The sequence below is a fragment of the Flavisolibacter ginsengiterrae DSM 18136 genome (assembly GCF_059568575.1).
In genome coordinates, this window is sequence record NZ_JCANTR010000013.1 from 102,450 (window position 1) to 118,166 (window position 15,717).

12 protein-coding genes are annotated in these 15,717 nt (G+C 38.6%); 3 read left to right on the forward strand and 9 right to left on the reverse strand.

Annotated elements, in window-relative coordinates; all coding sequences use genetic code 11:
- Position 1: 1 nt before the first annotated feature.
- The 8 genes from BP74_RS14405 to BP74_RS14440 form a co-directional block, all read right to left on the reverse strand.
- Positions 2 to 1,504, reverse strand: a complete 1,503-nt coding sequence (locus BP74_RS14405; RefSeq protein WP_496375051.1) for a sensor histidine kinase family protein — start codon at positions 1,502 to 1,504, stop codon at positions 2 to 4.
- Between the two features lie 33 nt (positions 1,505 to 1,537).
- Positions 1,538 to 4,522: a type I restriction endonuclease subunit R gene (locus tag BP74_RS14410; RefSeq protein ID WP_496375052.1), complete on the reverse strand. Its 2,985-nt coding sequence runs from the start codon at positions 4,520 to 4,522 to the stop codon at positions 1,538 to 1,540.
- Position 4,523: 1 nt separating this feature from the next.
- Positions 4,524 to 5,834 (reverse strand): restriction endonuclease subunit S, encoded by a 1,311-nt coding sequence (locus BP74_RS14415; protein WP_496375053.1) that lies wholly within the window; start codon positions 5,832 to 5,834, stop codon positions 4,524 to 4,526.
- A complete protein-coding gene (locus BP74_RS14420; protein ID WP_496375054.1) occupies positions 5,834 to 7,411 on the reverse strand; it encodes a DNA recombination protein RmuC in 1,578 nt (525 codons plus the stop codon). The genes BP74_RS14415 and BP74_RS14420 overlap by 1 nt, the downstream gene beginning before the upstream one ends.
- Positions 7,412 to 7,420: 9 nt before the next feature.
- Positions 7,421 to 9,142: a type I restriction-modification system subunit M gene (locus BP74_RS14425; RefSeq protein WP_496375055.1), complete on the reverse strand. Its 1,722-nt coding sequence runs from the start codon at positions 9,140 to 9,142 to the stop codon at positions 7,421 to 7,423.
- Between the two features lie 65 nt (positions 9,143 to 9,207).
- On the reverse strand, positions 9,208 to 10,266 hold the full coding sequence (locus BP74_RS14430) for a hypothetical protein (protein ID WP_496375056.1): 1,059 nt from the start codon (positions 10,264 to 10,266) through the stop codon (positions 9,208 to 9,210).
- Positions 10,267 to 10,272: 6 nt separating this feature from the next.
- Positions 10,273 to 11,847 carry an AAA family ATPase gene (locus BP74_RS14435; protein ID WP_496375057.1) on the reverse strand — a complete coding sequence of 525 codons (1,575 nt, stop codon included), beginning with the start codon at positions 11,845 to 11,847 and terminating at the stop codon, positions 10,273 to 10,275.
- Positions 11,848 to 12,283: 436 nt separating this feature from the next.
- Positions 12,284 to 12,727 carry a helix-turn-helix transcriptional regulator gene (locus tag BP74_RS14440; RefSeq protein WP_496375058.1) on the reverse strand — a complete coding sequence of 148 codons (444 nt, stop codon included), beginning with the start codon at positions 12,725 to 12,727 and terminating at the stop codon, positions 12,284 to 12,286.
- Positions 12,728 to 12,920: 193 nt separating this feature from the next.
- Here BP74_RS14440 and BP74_RS14445 point away from each other — a divergent pair, with 193 nt between their 5' ends.
- Genes BP74_RS14445 through BP74_RS14455 form a run of 3 tightly spaced genes read left to right on the forward strand, consistent with a single transcriptional unit; the run spans position 12,921 to position 14,617 of the window.
- Positions 12,921 to 13,598, forward strand: coding sequence for a hypothetical protein (locus BP74_RS14445; RefSeq protein ID WP_496375059.1), 678 nt, complete (start codon positions 12,921 to 12,923; stop codon positions 13,596 to 13,598).
- Complete coding sequence (locus BP74_RS14450; protein ID WP_496375060.1) at positions 13,582 to 13,806, forward strand: helix-turn-helix domain-containing protein; 225 nt, start codon at positions 13,582 to 13,584, stop codon at positions 13,804 to 13,806. Before BP74_RS14445 ends, BP74_RS14450 begins: the two co-directional genes overlap by 17 nt.
- Positions 13,807 to 13,816: 10 nt before the next feature.
- Positions 13,817 to 14,617, forward strand: a complete 801-nt coding sequence (locus BP74_RS14455; protein ID WP_496375061.1) for a HEPN domain-containing protein — start codon at positions 13,817 to 13,819, stop codon at positions 14,615 to 14,617.
- Positions 14,618 to 14,739: 122 nt separating this feature from the next.
- Here BP74_RS14455 and BP74_RS14460 read toward each other — a convergent pair whose 3' ends face one another.
- Positions 14,740 to 15,342 (reverse strand): hypothetical protein, encoded by a 603-nt coding sequence (locus tag BP74_RS14460; protein WP_496375062.1) that lies wholly within the window; start codon positions 15,340 to 15,342, stop codon positions 14,740 to 14,742.
- Between the last annotated feature and the right edge of the window lie 375 nt (positions 15,343 to 15,717).

Here is a 15,717-nt window from a genome sequence, read left to right on the forward strand (position 1 = left end):
CTTATTTTAAAAACTTTATTATAAATTGAACTTTAAAGTTATCCTCAGGCTTAATATCTTTTTTAATTTCAAGAGTAGCGTTGTGATTCTGCAATACATTACTAATTATATAACCACCTAAACCTGTGTTTCCTGTGGCACCAGAATAGGAAAATGGCTGCTTATATTTTTCCAAAGAAAAACTGTCTGGAAAAGGGTTGCCATTATTCTTTATTAAAAGGTTAATGGCATTTTTCTCTTCCAAAATCTGAAATATCATTTGGTATTTTAGGTTTGGATCAGTGAATCCATGTCTAATTGCATTATTGATAAAATTATTTATCATAATTGAAAATTGCTTTGTATCCAAGTTTATCGAAGTATTTTCGTCGCCAATAAATTTAAATTCTATTTGTCGGGACCTATCCAAGTGTTTATGTGTTTCTTCTTTTAAAAATTTAATCAAATTAACTTTATGTGGAGCGTACCTATTTGGATCAGATTTAATAATTCCACCAGCATTATCTACAATATTGATTGAGTAATTTAATTTACTTTCAACTCTATTAAGTACATCTGCTATACTATCAATTTCATTTATATCTTCCCCCGGTAAAGGATTTCTTATTTTTTGTTCAATTCCTAGTCCAATGGACTGCTTATAAGACATAAAAAAGTCTTTCAAATCAGATATGTCATTTTTTAAAGCTGGTAATTTATTACCTAATTCATGTTGAATAGAGGAGAAAATATTGATTTGATTTAATAAGGATTTTCTTCTTTCGTTCTTAATTTCCAACAAACGATCACTTGCATCCCGATAAAGAATTGCTGGAGTATTTAATAAAAAAATAAATAAGATAAAAGTAATAATGCTGGAAAATATTTTTTGCCAATTATTACTTATTAGAGACAAAAAACCATTAATCTTTTTAAAGTGTTTTTTACTATACTCTTCCTTGCCTAAGTTAAAAATTTGATTCTCCTTTATAGAAAGTCTATTTGATGCTAAAATTCTGATCGAATCAGTTGAAAGGTTCTTTCCGTTATCAATATTTTCAATTCTTATTTGATTTAATACAGTCCTTTTTAGTTCCAAATAATCTCCTGTATGCTTCCACTCATCTACCTTTTTTTTTGCGTAACTATTTTTGATCATCTCCGCTTGTTCTTCTATTTTATCATCTCCGTATAAACCTCGAATTGAAAAAACAAAAAGAATTAATGCCAATGCTTGCGTTATAAATATGGCAGAAATAATATTTCCCTTCCAACTTGTTTTTAGAACTCTTGTTGCTGTAAATACCAAAAGCCCAAAACAAATTGAAATAACTAAATATTTAATCGAAAAAGTTTTTTTAGCTACAGAACCATTATAAAAAATAAGGGAAGCATTTAAAGCCACAAATAATTGAAAAATAGCAACCCAAATTATCCTTGTTCGGATTGGAGGTGTAAAAAGTAGCTCATCTTTAAATCCTGCTATGCGAAATAATATTTTTCTAATATTGGCAGTTAGTGTCATAGATAAAGTGGCTTAAATTACTTAGTTCAGACATTAAATTCTTCTCATATCTCTCACCAAATGATCATACATAGCATTGAACCACATTCTCTTCATCGTAGCGTTAGCCTTATCTTCCGAAAGCTTATTATACAGGTCAAGCTTTGTATTGATAAAGTCCAATAATGCCTCATCCAGCTTTTCATTGAATTTATCCCTGATGTTCTCCTTTGAATTCGCTGGATTGAAATAAGAAGCAAGTTCTGCATCTGCATTTATCTTATCCCTCATAACTGTGAAATCTTTCTTATCCTCCTCTTTCAGGTTTAAACCGTATGTATCATTCAACGCCTTAATAATATTGGACAACAAATCCTGCTCATCTTCCGGTGGTTTGCCTTCGCCACTCCGGTGCATGCCATAAAGTTCTCCTGGCTCAGATACCATGCTCATTTCCGTTTCGAACTGCTTTTGCACTTTATAGGTGGCCAATTCAACTTCATCCAAAACTTCAGTGGGCAAACTGAAGCCATTCTTTGGCAGCTTTCTTATTAAATGGCTCAGGAATATATAGTGCTTTTCAAGGTCTACATCTTTAAATGTAATAATGAGACTCAGGAACCGATACAGCCTTGTAAAATCATTGGTATTCTTCCTAAATTTTTCTTTTTCGTCATCATTCAATTCATCAAAAAGAAGTTTGCAGCAATTTAGTATCGGTTGTAACCGTTCCATGTTGTCACCTTTACGGAACCAGATATCAGCATAGGCCTCCACATCCTGTTTGTTGAAAACAGGAAACGAAGTGAGGCTTGTCAAAATATCATACAACTCATTTGGATCGGTTTGGTTTTCCTCCTTCATGAAGTTGTAGGTATAATAATCCTGGAAGTCTTCCTGTACTTTTTCCGGGTCATTTACAAAATCCAGGATCATGGTGCTGTTTTTACCAAAGGCGGTACGATTCAGGCGGCTTAAAGTCTGCACCGTATTTACATCACCAAGCTTTTTATCGACAAACATGGTGTGGAGCAGCGGCTCATCGAATCCTGTTTGAAACTTGTTGGCTACTATTAAGATGCGGTATTGTGGCAGCTTAAAGGCTTCAACAATACTGTATTTGCCTTGCAGCTCGTTCATACTTGTTTCCGTGTACTCCTGGTCTGTTTCGGCATCATACACACTGCCGGAAAAGGCTACTAAAGCTTTATACGGCAGATTCATTTCCCGCATAATATCATCAAACTTTCGCTTGTAACGTACTGCATGCAAGCGGCTTCGTGTTACCAGCATGGCTCTGGCCTTACCTTGTATTTCCTTTGCAGTTTTGGTGACAAAATGCTCCAGCATAATCCTGCTCTTGGTTTCTATAGCATCATCCTGGAGGTCAACGTAAGAGTTCAATAACCGGATGGTTTTACGCTTATCGTATTCCTTATCATCAATATCCGGACGCTTGGCAAGTTTGTAATATCTTTTAAAAGAAACGTACGATTTCAAAACATCCAGGATAAATCCTTCCTTTATGGCTTGTTCCATGGTATATTTTTCAATGGCTTGCAGTTCGCCATTGATCATGGTACCAAACAATTCTTTCGTTTTATTCTTTGGTGTGGCAGTAAAGGCAAAAAAGGAAATATTCTTTTGCCTCCCTGTTTTCTCAATTTCTTCTAACACCAATTCATCCAGGGTCTTTTCTCTTTCTTCTTCTACTTCCGCTTCTTTCAGGCTTAGCGCTTTACGCATTTTCCTGCCTGCTTCTCCGGTCTGCGAGCTATGCGCCTCGTCAATAATCACAGCATAGTTACGATTGGGAAGTTGCCTGATGGTTTCCGAAATAACCGGGAACTTCTGCAGGGTGGTAATGATTATGCTTTTGCCTTTTTCAATGGCATGCTTTAAATCCTGAGCACTTTTTTTATCATCGATGGCTTCCACTACGCCTGGCACTTGTTCAAACTGGCGGATATTATCTCGTAATTGTTTATCCAACACCCTTCTGTCAGTGACAACAATTACACTGTCGTACATCCGGTTCTGGTCATCCGCATTTCTAAAGAAGCCGGAAAGCCGGTGTGCCAGCCAGCTTATGGTATTACTCTTTCCCGAACCGGCTGAGTGTTGAATCAGGTAGTTAGTACCAACGCCATCCCTCTCTAATTCCTCCAACAGCTTGTAAACTGCCCTACGTTGGTGAAAACGGGGGAAAATGAATTTTTCCGTTTCTTTTTCCCTTAGTGTTTTAGTGGCTTCGTCGTAAAACTTTTCTTTTTCCTTTTGTATGTGGAGGAAGTTCTGAATCAGATCGAGCAGGCTGTCTTTACTCCAGACATCTTCCCATAGATAAGATATGGCAAAACCAGTTTCATTCACTGGGTTTTCAATTCCCATATTAAAGGGCAGGAAAAACGTAGCTTCTTTTGCAAGCTTTGTCGTCATGCTCACTTTCTCGGTACTTACGGCAAAATGAACAAGGCAACGCTTATAAGCGAGCAATGGCTCCCTTGGATCCCTATCCTGTTTATACTGCCGGATGGCATCGGTAAGGTATTGACCGGTTAATGCATTTTTTACTTCAGCGGTGATGATGGGTAAACCATTCAGGAAAAGGACCACATCAATGCTTTCTTCCGAACGATCAGAAAAGTACAATTGCCTAATGACTGCAAAGCGGTTCTTTTCATACAATTCCTGGTGCTCAGCATTTTTGCTGTTGGCTGGCTTAAAATAACAAAGCTTGATATCCTGGCCACGATCACGGAAGCCTTTGCGGAGAACATGTAGCGTACCGTAATTCTTTATATTGGTTTTCAGGTTTTGTAAAATGCGCTGGTCGGTTTGGGCACCGTATTGATCGTGCAGGGCTTTATAAGCTTTAGGCTGTGTATCCTGGATAAAATTTAAAACCTCTTCTGGCACCATACACAAGCTTTTGTCATACTGTTCAGACAAAAGATGGATATAACCCCCTTTTGATGGCGCTGACAGATGTTCTACAATATGTCCTTCAAAATCTTTTTCTTTTACACCTGATGCCATCTTAAACTACTTTGATTTTACCGGTTACTACTTCTGAAATTAAGGATTGGCGATAAGCATTCAGCTTTTCAATTTGATTAATAATAATATCTTCTAATTTTCTAAACTTCTTATTGATGTTATTTAGATGTCTAACTATTTCCTTTTGCTCTATTACATTCGGAACTAGAATTTCAAAATCTCCTAATTGTCGTTGACTGATCATCGGCACTGCCGTAGATGTTTGAATCAATTTTATCTTGGAAATAATGAAATTTGAGATTAAGAAATAATAAAAGAATTCAGAGTCAATTTTTTGATTCTTTAATAAGATCATACTTGGATTAATTGTAGCTGGTCCAATATCTGACCTAATTACAGCAACCTTACCAAGAGAACCTCTTTGGGTGAATACTAAATCTCCTTGTTGAACCATTATTTCAGGTGATTCGTAGTACTTTCCCCAACTAATATATTCCGGATCTGACAACTTCAACTGGTTGAACTTATCAATGTGCTTTGCACCTAAAGTAAGAGCACCCTCGCCTGCTTCCACTAAATCTTCTTTTGTATAACCCTTGAAGCCTATACGCCCTTGAATCTCCGAAATGTGCTTTATGCGTTTAACTTGCCAACTCTCCGGAATATCTCCCAGCCATTCAACGCCAGATGGCTTCATCCGAACATTAGGATTCAATCCTTTAGTTACCGTCTCATTGATAATTGCCTGACGTTTTGCCTGAAGTTTTTCGAGAAGGAGTTCTTTTTGTTGGATAATTTGATTGATTTGTTCCGTCTTCTTATCTAAATATGAGGAAATCAAATCTTTTTCCCTTTTAGAAGGCATAACAAATGGAAAACCTTTTAAAGAAGTAGTTGAAAGTTCTTTAAAAGTAGATCCATTGCCAGCGGCTTCTAATTGATCCTTAAAAGCAAGGAATTGATAATAGTAAAAGTTAGAATTAGATTTAAACAAAAGTGATTTGCATCCTTGATTTGTACAAAGTTCTTTTCCCGCAATAGCTACATTGCCTATCGGGGCTCTTGTAGTAAGTATAACACTGCCCTTTGGTACCAGAGTTGTTCCACAATTGTTTAATCCCTCTTCTGTAATTTTTCTTATTGAATTGCTAATATAATTGTCTTGAATCTTGCTGATATCTGCAGGAGTTACCCAATCAATATCACCATCCCAATATTTATCTATTCCGCTGTCGGGTGTAGAACCATTAATTACAGTGGCCAAATACTTAATCTTATTAATTTTCCAATCATTTGGTATTTTACCTATCCATTCTATACCAGACTCCTTGTATGTATCGTATCGCTTCATTAAATCTTTTCCTTTTCTTCTGTATTATCTGTCGATGTTTCTAAGCTAAGAATTGTTACAGGACTGGATTGCTCCGGAGCCTGAGCAACAATTTCCCTTGTTGTTACTTCTAGGGAACTTAATTCAGGCAATGCCTTTTTTGTATAAGCTTTAGAGAGTTGCGCAATCCTTCTGCCCTGAGGAAGAAAATTGCTTTCCAAACTGCCAATGGCTTTGTTATAATGGTTTACTGTGCTCTTTAAGCTGGTACCTACGCTGCTCATATGCTCCATCAAGGTTACACTGCGTTCATACAATTCCACTGCGGCATCTCGTATTTCATCAATGTTCTCAATGGTCTTCATCTGGTTCCAACCATACCCTATGCTACGCAGCATGGTAATCAACGTTGTGGGAGTTGCTATGATAATGCGGTTGTTCAATGCTTCTTCAATCATTCCCGGCCAAACCTGCAGAGCAGCGCCGAAGCTGCTTTCAATCTGCATGAAAAGCACTACAAAGTCCGGCGCTTCATTAAATTGGTCCCAATAGGCTTTACCACTCAGATCTTTCAAGTGTTTTTTAATGGCCACGACGTGTCTGTCCATACACTGTTTCTGAACTTCTGCATCCTCCGTTTCAAAAACCTCCAGGTAGGCGGAAAGGGGCACTTTGCTATCCACCACCACCTTCCGGTTTTCAGGCAGCTTTACAATCAAATCAGGGCGCAGCTTTCCAGTCTCAGTTTCAGTACTCACCTGCTCTACAAAATCGCAATGCTCCATCATGCCGGCAAATTCCACCAACCGGCGCAAGGCAATTTCACCATATCGGCCACGGCTGGTGCTGGTTTTTAAAGCACTTACCAGGCTACGGGTCTCTTTATCCAACGCAAGGGTGCTGGCCTTCATCTGGTCAAGCAGGGTAGCAATATTGCTGTAGGCACCTTCCCGCTTTGTCTCCAGGGAATTAATTTTTTCATCAATCTTCGATAAGCTTTCAGCCAAGGGTTTCACTACTAGATCGATGGCCTGCTGTTTTTTATCCAGATCTCCTTTTGCTTCTGTCACTTTTTCTTCCAACTTAGCTTTTGCCAGTTCTACAAAAGATTCATTATTTGATTTCAGCGCTTGAGCAGAAAGATTACCAAAGGCATCCTTCAGCTTTTCGTTTGCCTTCTCTATGAATTCTTTTTGATCTTTAATACTTACAAAGGTTGCCTCCTGACGGGCTTTCAATCCTTCGTTTTCAGTCAGCAAAGACGTATTGGCTTCTCTCAACGAAGTAATTGCTTCATTTAATTCAAGTAATTCTCCTTCTATTTCTTTCTTGTATCCCGCAAAAGCAGATTTTTCATTCTCAAAATTCGTTTCAGCAATTGCGGCCTTGCGTTCAGCCTCTCCTTTTGCTTCGTCTAAGATCTTTTTTTCACTTAAGGTTTGTGTCAAACTATCCCTGGTTTGTTGATGCAATCCTTTTTCAGCTTGCAAACTGGCTTCGCAAACAGCCAGGGAGGAAGCGGCTTTATTTCTGGCAATCAACCAGGCCATAGTACCACCCACAATGAATGAAATAACAACAATTAGTATTGGTTCCATATAAGCAGATTAATTATTCAATACTTCTTTTAGTAAGCCCTGTATTTCATCTTCCAGCGCAATGATCTCCTGCCTCAATACGGCAGCTTCTACAGGCTTTTGATATTTATAGAAATACTTGGTAAAGTTGATCTCGTAGCCAATCTTGGTTTTGCTCTTATCTATCCAGGCGTCTGACACGTGCGGCTTTATTTCTTCGTCAAAATATTGCTCTATATCAGCCGTTAGCGGAATGTATTCTGTATCTCTCTTCTTTGAGTCAGGCTTGAGCGAACCATTCTTATCTTTTTTGGCTTTTCCTTTTTCGTCGTACTCGGGTTGCTCCACTGTTACTTTAAAATAGCCAAAAAAGTTATTGTCGTAAATCTTACAACGTTCCCCTTCTTTAAACTCTAGATAGATTTTTTCAATCTCTTTAATATGCTCTGGCGCTATCACCTTACGCTTATTACCAAGGCTTTTCTTCATGGGCTTACACAGGTCAGCAGCATTAATCAATTGTACTTTCCCTCTGCGTTTGCTCTCCTTTTTATTGCTAATGATCCAGATATAGGTTGGGATGCCGGTATTGTAGAACAAATCTCCTGGCAAGGCAATAATGCAATCCAGCCAGTCATTGGTAATAATCCATTTACGAATTTCGCTTTCACCGCTCCCGGCGTCTCCCGTAAAAAGAGGGGAGCCATTGGTAACCACAGCAACCCGGCTTCCTTTGGGATCCATTTTATAGATCATGTGCTGAAGAAATAGCAACTGCCCATCGCTTGTTGCAGGCAATCCGGCAGAAAAGCGGCCCATAGGGTTAAGTGCCTCGTTCTTTACATCCAATTCATCCTTCTTCCAGCTTACACCATAAGGAGGATTGGCAAAAAGGTAGTTGAACTTTCTTTCAGCAAATTTGTCTTCAATGAATGTATTTCCGTGACGGATGTTATCTGGGTTTTCACCGGTAATAAGCAGATCCGATTTGGCCACGGCAAAAGATTGCTCATTAATCTCCTGACCAAAAATGTTGATGATGGCCGGTGATTTCAGAACATCCTTAACATAGGTTTTAGCTATAGACAACATACCGCCGGTTCCACATGCGCAGTCGTAAACTGTTCTGATAACTCCTTCCTGCTTCAGATCGTCTTTTTCTGTTGAGAAAACAATATGCGCCATCAAACGAATTACCTCACGAGGTGTAAAGTGCTCACCAGCTGTTTCATTACTTTGTTCATTGGCTATCCGAATAATCTCTTCAAAGATGTAGCCCATGTTATGGTTATTCACAGCCTCAAGATGAAGATCTACCTGGCTCATGGCATCAACAAGTTTATACAATAAGCCGTTTTTAACCAGTCGGGCAACTACTTTGTCTAACTGAAAGTTTTCCAGTATCTCCCGAACATCCTCTGAGTATCCATTAATATAACTGCGAAAATTAATTTCAATGTTAGCAGCATCTTGCACCAAAGTCTTAAGATCGTATTGAGAAGTATTAAAATACGTCAACCCGCCTGCAGCCTTCTTTAATATTGGAGCAAGTTTATCAGGAGCTACTTTGTCCTTAAATTGGAGGTACGCATCTCTGACTTTCTTTTTATTGGGCTCCAGCATGCAATCCAGGCGGCGAAGCACAATAAAAGGAAGCAATACGTCGCCTAACTCATTCTTTTTAAATGTGTTCCAAAGAACCTCATTGGTGATACGGTATATAAAATCTATAGTTGGTTTTTGGTCAGACATGTTTGGTCTTGTTCTTTTATGTTTGTTTGCGAAGATAAAAACTTATGAGTGCAGGGTATTTGCACTTATAGGTTTAATAAGCGATTTTCATAATGCCCTCTGAAAAAATGAGTACTCGTCGAATTCATCCTAATGTTCATTTCCTTTAAGCTTTTGACTGCATCAATCTTCTTTTGCATTTTTTTGAAAGGAATATCAGATCCGTTGTTATTGGATATGTTATAAAAAATCCATTGGTAATTAAGATCATTTTCTCTTTGTGCAGCATCATCAATAAATTCCAGGAAACCCCAATTAGAAGTGGTAATAGAATAATCTGCAATTATAAATCGCTCATGGAACTCGCCATTTTTATGATTATCTATATCATGAGTAAGTATACCAAATCGAATCTTACAGGTCGTGACTTCTGCCTTAAGACTGTTTAACTTTTGTAATATGCTATCGAGTTTTTCAGAACTCAATTGAAATCCCCCAGGATTTGCCTTACTTGAACCTGACACAATCAATACCTGCATTTCTCCAGTCAAATAATCAGAAAGAAAACCCTTAGTAATTGAGAATATGTTTCTAGCAATAAGCCAATGGTCTTCATACTTTAATAAATAGTCGTCATTTATAATTAGGTTGGCAGCAGACAAAGATTGAGGGAAACAGAAAGGTCGAAGAATAGCCCCCCAACCTAAATATGATTTTCCCGTCGGACAAGTAAACTTTTTCCGTTCACCAGTTGACCAAGACCAAGGGGTTGGTGGTACAACGATTTTCTTAAATTCTTCAAGGTTATAAGCTGACACAGTCAATACTCCATATTTCTTACGAATATTCTCACACTTATCTGGCTCCGCATTGACAATAAATAAAGCTCCGTTGTAAGCACTAAAATCTAATTTATCAGGAAGCTGATCAAAAACTTCAGGTGATGGAATTATTTTACCTGATGATTTGTAAAAACTTTTTAAAGAAATGCTTTTAAAGATGTGCTCTGCTAATTCATCTTTCGTAAGATTAATATTAAGCTGACACTCTTTTGTTATTATCTTATAAAGATCTGTATGTTCTTCATTGAAGATAAAAATCTCTTCGAATGCAGTTTGTGTACAATAGGCATTTCGAAATTTCATTCTACACTAATTTTTTGAATTCTGTGCCTTAAATAATTCCATTGCTTGTTTATCAGCTTCATCAAAGAAGCCTTCACCAAAGCGATCGGATAATGAACCATCTTCAAGAATTGTAATTTTGTTTATAACATTCTTGTTTTCTACACTATCAACATAATATATCAATATGTCTTCTGATACTACTGACTTTTCTGCAATTTTTGCTTGAGAAGCAATCAATACCTGGAACTTCCTAATTAAGTATTCAGAATGTGTTTCGAGAATAAACTGGATTTTAAAAAGTTTGGATGCCTCATAAAACATTTCTGCTAGTTTACTCTGTAAAAGAGGATGTAAGTTCGATTCTGCTTCTTCAATCATTAATATAGTGTTCCTTTTTAGATGACTTGACCTTAAGTCCAGATCCTCAAAATCTGATTGAACTTTCACAATGGCGAGTAAAATACTTAGTACTTGTCCTGCACCATAACCAAGATCGGCTAAGTCGACGTATTGACCACTTCCGACAAGTTCTATTTTTACTGTAGCAGCCTCACCTTCGATCGTCTTAACTTTAAGATCTTCACCGATACCCAATTCTTTCATCCAGTAAAGCAGAAATCGATGTTCTTCTCCTGCACGTATTGCATGTTTCCCATACCAATTAATTAAATCATGAAATTCACTATTGCCTTCATATAGGTAATATAACCGGGCCTGTTTAATGCGACCTGGACTCAAATGATACACTGCAAACTGTGATCTAAATTTGAATGCATCTGCAAATCGAAATGAGATTAGGTCCATCTGTTTTCTGCTTTCCATTTCATGCTTTCCACCCTTTTTCGAATCTTCAACCATGTACCTACGTAACGCTGACCTTATTATGTTTGGCAACTGATAGCTTGTAAATGTTTCATCTTCTACATCTATTTGCGGATTGTAAATTATTTCCCTTTCATTTTTTGTTACTTCTGATTTCTTTTGATGCTCCTGAAAGATGGTCAATTGTTTTTCTGTAGATTTTTCATCTGTTATTAAGCCTATAAGTTCCTGTTGGGATGCTTTATCTTTTTTCTTCCTGATACTTTGTAGATTTTTCTTCAAGACAGCAATTTGAGATTCATAATCATGATCTGCTGAGTTTCTTAACCGTTTTCCAATCAAATAATTTAGGAAACTTTGACTTACAGTCAAATCCAAAATAAATTCAGAACGTCTTTTTAAAGCCAGATAATCGTTGATTTCCGGAGCTTCCATGACGAATAAATCCAACAAAGCTCCTGATTCATCGGAAGCGGCAGAGAAAGAAAAATAAAAATTTAGGTCATTTTGTGAGTAGCCAAAGGAAACTGTTTGACTTTGTGAATACCAGTTTTTTACATTTTCCCAAACGTTCAGCCGATGTTTTATTGAATTCCTGCTATTTAAATTTATTGTCAATTGGACATCAGCATTCATAAAGTCTGACAATAGCAATAGCCCCTTTATGATAGTGGATTTACCTGCACTATTCTTCCCTGTAAAAAGAGTAATAGGAGCAAGATCGATTTGAACTTGTTCGTTAAATATTTTGAAATTTTCAAAAAGGAGTTGTTGCATCTATAAAGAGATTTAAATCTAGAGTAGATTGATTAGCACAAATTATTAAAAACCAATAAGAAACAAAATGTTTTATTATTACAAATGTCAAAATTCAGAGTGCACCCTATTTGCCCTCATAAATTTTATACTTCTGATTTAGCAGTATTAAATAAGAAAAGGGGGTTTTCATCACCCCCGCTTTCCTTATTTCCTTTTCCAATCACGGATTAGTCAGCTTAATATGCCATCTCAGATCCTTAACACAGATATCGGTCAATAAATTATTGATCGCATTGAAAGCTACCTGTGTGGTTGGCAATTATTAATTCAGTGAATCAATTTTTAAAACTTGTAGAGATCCATTCATCTGCCACCATATAGAAGTTTAAATAATGTCCCACAAAAAACAAAAGCCACCTTTCGGCAGCTCTTGATCGTACATCGTTATAATTAATTATTTCTTTTCTGCTATTAATCTTTGCAGTCTTTCAATCATCTCATTCTTGTCCTTCAACATGCGTTCATATAATTCAATCTTCTCGTAATTCAGTTTCTTGATTTCTTCCAATGCTTCAATCCATTTATCACCCACATTATAATTAAAAGTTGGATTATAATTATTACTTGCTATTGAAGACTCATGCAATGTGCTGGAAATAATATTAATGGCACCATCATCATCCAGCTTAGTAAAAGCCTCAACCGGCATCTTCAGTACATCAGCTACCTGTTTCAAAATCTCAGGCTCTATTTCTTCCTTGGCTTCCAAAAGGGAAATTCTTTTCTGGTTCCAGTCAGCACCCAGCTCCAGGGCCAGTGCTTCCTGCTTTAGGCCACACATCTCCCGGAATCGTTTTATATTTCTTCCCTGGTGCACCCTTGGTTCTGCAGTTTCCATCATGTTTGCTTTACAATTTTACCTTTCAAAATAAATCAATTTTCCTGTAACGGCCATTCTAAAATAGTCATTTGTTATTCTAAAATATACCTGCAGGAATATTTTAGAAACGAACACCTGTGTTACTTTATATGTCCTGCAAATCCTGGGGTTGCCGGGATGCCTGCATATCATTCATCAACAAAAACAGATCATGAATACTTCACCTTATAACAAGCTGGAAAGCCTGAAAATACAGGCCGGCTATGCAGAGATCTCTGATTTTTTCAGTGCATACTCTTTAGCCCAGGCACGTAAATACCTGCAAAAGATCCTCAAAGCATCAAATGCCAATCGAAAATCTGGGATAGACGTCTCCAATATCCTGTACTTTTTTGAAAGACTGCAGCAATTGTATGCTGCTTCCATGCTCATTCACCAAAGCGGCTTGCAAAGGGATACAGCCATTATTACCCCTACTGAAGACCAGGCCCCGGACCTTACCAACTATCCCCAATACTGTGGCTGGCACTTCCGGCAGGCATCCTGGTATTACACGCCCCGAAGCCTTAGTGAAAAGGAATACTTCAATCCTTACAAAGTATTCAAAAAACTGGAAGCATTTGCCAGTGAAGAAACCTGGAAATTCATCTTCAACGAACTGCGGGATTATACTTTCCTGAAAGGCAGCTTCTCTGATGCCGGGGACAATTACAATATCCTGGAAATCTATATTTTACTCAACAAACTCCTGGAGGCCTGCCATCTAATAGATGTAAGAGCTATTACAGAACTGGATGGCCGGCCACGCCCCAAATGGAAGAACAATGAACTCCGGCCGGCAGAAACAGAAACCATAAATGAAACCACTGTCCATGAAGAAAAATCCTGACCATAAGACTATACTTGAAAATATAGGACGAAGGCTAACAATGCTGAGAGAAGAGCGCAGGGAAACGCTTTGTGGTACAGCCCATGCCACAGGCCTGGAAGTCATGCTTCTTTGCAAAATTGAAAATGGAAACCTCTTCCATCTTAGTTTGTCCACCCTCGTTTTGTTATGCAGGTTTTACCACTGTACACTTCAGCACCTGTTTTAAAAACAATAAAATGCCACCTTCTGCCATTGTAAATCAGGTCCCGACAATTCCCAAAACATTCATCAAACGCCTGGTAACCGCCCTGCACCCCCAAATGATCTTCTGGCGCCACCAGCATTTTATCATTATTCTGAATGGTACGCATACGCAAAGGCACAAGCAGTATCAAAAAATCATCCGGGCCTGTCGTTTGGCAGAAAATGCCAGCTATACCCTCTGCCAGGAGTCGGAACTGGAACTGCAGTACCGCCTGGGTAATATTTTCCTGTCCACCTTCTGCATCCCACAAAACTGTGTGTATGCTGCCGATGGCAGCCAGGTGGAATCACTTTGGCAACGCCTGCTAAATGCCAGGGATAAGGCAGCCGAAGCTTTTCAAACCGGCATAGCAAAAGCCCGGTCATTTTATGAGGGCGCCTGCTTTTATTGGGCAAAGGGAAATAATCCAATGGCCTCCTTCATGCTGCACCAGGCCACAGAGCTTTGCCTGCGGGCCCTGATCATTGCCTTTACCGGCCAGGTGGTCCGTACACATGTACTAGCTGAATTGAAAAATCATATCGCCAGGTTTGCGCCCGAAGTAGCAAGCTGCTTTTGTGTAATAGCGGTAAAACATCAACGCATTTTTTTGTTACTTGAATCAGCGTATTCTAGTGCCAGGTATGTCGATCAGTTTCAAATCAGTTCCAAAGATGTGCAGCAACTCTTGAATCTGGTGCAACAGCTGCACCAGGCAGCCATATTGCACATGCAAGAAATGTTAGGGATCCTGTATCATCCCCATACCACTGTGCTTCCTGAAGGCACCTAAACAAAAACAATGGCCGGTAAAAAGAGAGTTCCGCAGTTAACCAGTCCATTGAAAAAAACCAGTGCAAAAAAGGGGAAAACAAAATAAACAGCTTTGTTATGTCATGCTATGGCAGCAAGGTATCAGGCAACATGCTGTAGTAAAAACAGGGGCACCTGGTGATCTTCGGGAAACGTTCCTTCAAACCTTACCTTCCATTCATAATCATCCATATAAAGCGCTAAGAACTCATTGTCTTCCTGCTGCAGGGGTGCTGTAATTAGGAGCTCCAGCTTATTCCTTGCCTTCTTTACCTTTTCTTCCTTTGGTTCATTGAGCCTTTCAGATAATTCCTGTTCAAAGGAAGCAACCAATAACTCAAACTGTTCCCTTGTAAGAGAGATCCGCTTTTCTTGCTCCAGGAAGGTATAAATGGCGGTGAATACATCTGCTTTTGACATGTTATGCTTCAGGCAGACAATGGCTATGGCTCTTACCTGTTTAAATAAATACCTGTACCTTCTATTTTGAGGTACAAAGCGGTAGATAATGGAAGACATGATATTGCCCTCACCAAAGCGCCTGGAACTCCTCCTGCTACCTTCAAAGGCCGGATCATTCCAGAAGCGATGACTATCCACTCCAGGCAGCAGTCTTAAAAGGTAGCCCCAAACCATGTCATAATAAAAGTTCAGGTTATCATCCACCGTACCCCTGATTTTCACACGCCCTTTTTGCTTAGCCATATAGTATTGTTTTTATGGCTGCAAGTTTGCAAACACGATTTAGAGTTCAAAGCCTCCGGCCAGGAATGGGCCGTTTTTGCCGCTTTTAGCCGGAAAAGGGCCAGAAAGGGTCAACCCGGGCCTATGAATGGGACTGGATTATAAGTTTATTTTATTAGTTATCAACTTGTTGGTTTGTAAACATGCAAATTCCATAGCAATGCTTAAGGCATGCTTCCTTGCAGGCTAAAGTTATGTTGAAGCATACCAACGGTATAGATACTGCGTGATGATCACGCAGTATCTATACCGTAGCCAGGACGTTAATAGGAGGTACTCTGCTATCTATAATGACTTAAGTAAGAAGGAGTTCAGCTTTAAGTCACCCGGGGTTGA

Bases quoted from the DNA above. Each gene is read 5' to 3' on its own strand.
- BP74_RS14405 (WP_496375051.1), bottom strand. From the start codon at position 1,504: ATGACACTAACTGCCAATATTAGAAAAATATTATTTCGCATAGCAGGA.
- BP74_RS14410 (WP_496375052.1), bottom strand. From the start codon at position 4,522: ATGGCATCAGGTGTAAAAGAAAAAGATTTTGAAGGACATATTGTAGAA.
- BP74_RS14415 (WP_496375053.1), bottom strand. From the start codon at position 5,834: ATGAAGCGATACGATACATACAAGGAGTCTGGTATAGAATGGATAGGT.
- BP74_RS14420 (WP_496375054.1), bottom strand. From the start codon at position 7,411: ATGGAACCAATACTAATTGTTGTTATTTCATTCATTGTGGGTGGTACT.
- BP74_RS14425 (WP_496375055.1), bottom strand. From the start codon at position 9,142: ATGTCTGACCAAAAACCAACTATAGATTTTATATACCGTATCACCAAT.
- BP74_RS14430 (WP_496375056.1), bottom strand. From the start codon at position 10,266: ATGAAATTTCGAAATGCCTATTGTACACAAACTGCATTCGAAGAGATT.
- BP74_RS14435 (WP_496375057.1), bottom strand. From the start codon at position 11,847: ATGCAACAACTCCTTTTTGAAAATTTCAAAATATTTAACGAACAAGTT.
- BP74_RS14440 (WP_496375058.1), bottom strand. From the start codon at position 12,727: ATGGAAACTGCAGAACCAAGGGTGCACCAGGGAAGAAATATAAAACGA.
- BP74_RS14445 (WP_496375059.1), top strand. From the start codon at position 12,921: ATGAATACTTCACCTTATAACAAGCTGGAAAGCCTGAAAATACAGGCC.
- BP74_RS14450 (WP_496375060.1), top strand. From the start codon at position 13,582: ATGAAGAAAAATCCTGACCATAAGACTATACTTGAAAATATAGGACGA.
- BP74_RS14455 (WP_496375061.1), top strand. From the start codon at position 13,817: ATGCCACCTTCTGCCATTGTAAATCAGGTCCCGACAATTCCCAAAACA.
- BP74_RS14460 (WP_496375062.1), bottom strand. From the start codon at position 15,342: ATGGCTAAGCAAAAAGGGCGTGTGAAAATCAGGGGTACGGTGGATGAT.